Source organism: Streptomyces sp. NPDC051172 (assembly GCF_040682555.1).
Classification (GTDB): domain Bacteria; phylum Actinomycetota; class Actinomycetes; order Streptomycetales; family Streptomycetaceae; genus Streptomyces.
The window spans coordinates 1-1,566 of record NZ_JBFBBE010000331.1; the positions used below are offsets into that span (position 1 = coordinate 1).

Here is a 1,566-nt window from a genome sequence, read left to right on the forward strand (position 1 = left end):
CCCTCACCCGCACTGTGGACGGCGACGTGAGCCTCGAGCTTGTGGTGCGGCGGAACGGCCAGGTGATCGGCATGCAGGGCATGAACGGTCCCGACGTCGCCGGCACTCGCCGCCTGGAGACCGGCTCCTGGCTGGGCCTGCCGTTCCAAGGCCAGGGGCTGGGCACTCGGATGCGGCGCATGATGTGCGCGCTCGCGTTCGACGGCCTGGGCCTCGACGCCGTCACCTCCTCCGCCTGGGAGGACAACGCCGCCTCCCGGCGGGTCAGCGAGAAGGTTGGCTACCTGGAGACCGGCCGCGGCCAGGCTGAGCGCCGCGGCGTGCCGACCGGCGAGGTGTTTTTCGAGCTGCAGCCCGGGGGATTCGTCCGCGGGGACGAGCCGGTGCGGATCATGGGAGCAGCAGAGCTGCGAAGATTCTTGGGGCTGGCATGACCCCACCCTCCGCCTTGTTGCTTGACCTGGACGGGACCCTCCTGGATCATGATCGCGCCGCCCGCATCGCGCTCGGCCAGGCACTGCAGGAGGCGGGTCTGACTGATGCGGACCACTCTTCCGCTCTGTTGCTGTGGCGTGAGCTGGAGCGGATCCATTTCCAGGAGTACCTGGACTGAAGCGCCCTGGGTTTCGTTCCGAGGTCAGGACGCAACGGGCGCTGAATCCTGATCGTGAGTGTAGGCCGCCTCGACCTCCGCGGGAGTGCGGTAGCCGAGCCCCTCATGCAGGCGGGCGGTGTTCCACCAGTGCACCCACCCCATCGTGGCCAGCTCGACCGCCCCGACAGACTCCCACACCCGCTTGGCGTGGATGAGCTCGGCCTTGTAGAGCCCGTTCACCGTCTCGGCGAGGGCGTTGTCGGCGCTTGACCCCAGATCTTGGACACGCTGATTCCAGCACGATGCTGGGGAAGCGAGAATCCAAGGGATGGCTAGGAAGAACTACACGGACGAGTTCCGGCAGCGGGCAGTGGACTTGTACGAGTCCACGCCGGGTGCGACGTTGAAGGGCATTGCGGCTGACCTCGGGATCTCCCGCGGCGCGTTGCGGGAGTGGGTCGAGAAGCACGGCTCGGGGGCCACGACCGCCGGCACGACGTCGATGCCGGCGCCGGGTCGGGCTGAGTCCCAGGCGGCGAAGGTCCTCCGGTTGGAGGCCGAGAAAGCGAGGCTGGAAGCGGAAAAGCTGAAGCTCGAGACGGAGCGGGACATCCTTCGTCAGGCGGCGAAGTATTTCGCCGGGGAGACGAACTGGTGAACCGCTTCCAGTTCGTCGAGGACCACAAGGACGCCTACGGCGTGAAGCGGTTGTGTGAGGTCATCGAGATCGCCAGGTCGTCGTTCTACGCCTGGTTGGACGCCGCCGGGCGTCGAGCCGCGAAGGCCGCCGAAGATGCTGCTCTCGCTGATCGGATCCGTGTGTTGCAGGACCCCGCCCAGGGCGGTGACCGCGCCTACGGGGCGCCCCGGATCACCGCCGACCTCAACGACGGCGTGACGCCCGCAGCGCGCGTGAAACACAATCGCGTCGAACGGGTCATGCGCGAGCACCGGCTCGCTGGGATCCGGCT

General features: G+C 67.9%; 2 protein-coding genes and 2 pseudogenes. 3 read left to right on the forward strand and 1 reads right to left on the reverse strand.

All coding sequences use genetic code 11. From position 1 onward, the window contains the following. A partial coding sequence (locus tag AB0N07_RS50830; protein WP_365847778.1) for a GNAT family N-acetyltransferase occupies positions 1 to 434 on the forward strand: 434 nt, incomplete at its 5' end. Then, entirely contained in the window at positions 431 to 613 is a 183-nt protein-coding gene (locus AB0N07_RS50835) for a hypothetical protein (protein ID WP_115260103.1), read from the forward strand. The genes AB0N07_RS50830 and AB0N07_RS50835, both read left to right, overlap by 4 nt. A gap of 24 nt (positions 614 to 637) precedes the next feature. Here AB0N07_RS50835 and AB0N07_RS50840 read toward each other — a convergent pair. After that, positions 638 to 868: pseudogene (locus AB0N07_RS50840) on the reverse strand (integrase core domain-containing protein); the annotation flags it as partial. Positions 869 to 923: 55 nt separating this feature from the next. Between AB0N07_RS50840 and AB0N07_RS50845 the strand changes: the two are divergent. Continuing rightward, positions 924 to 1,566: pseudogene (locus AB0N07_RS50845) on the forward strand (transposase); the annotation flags it as partial.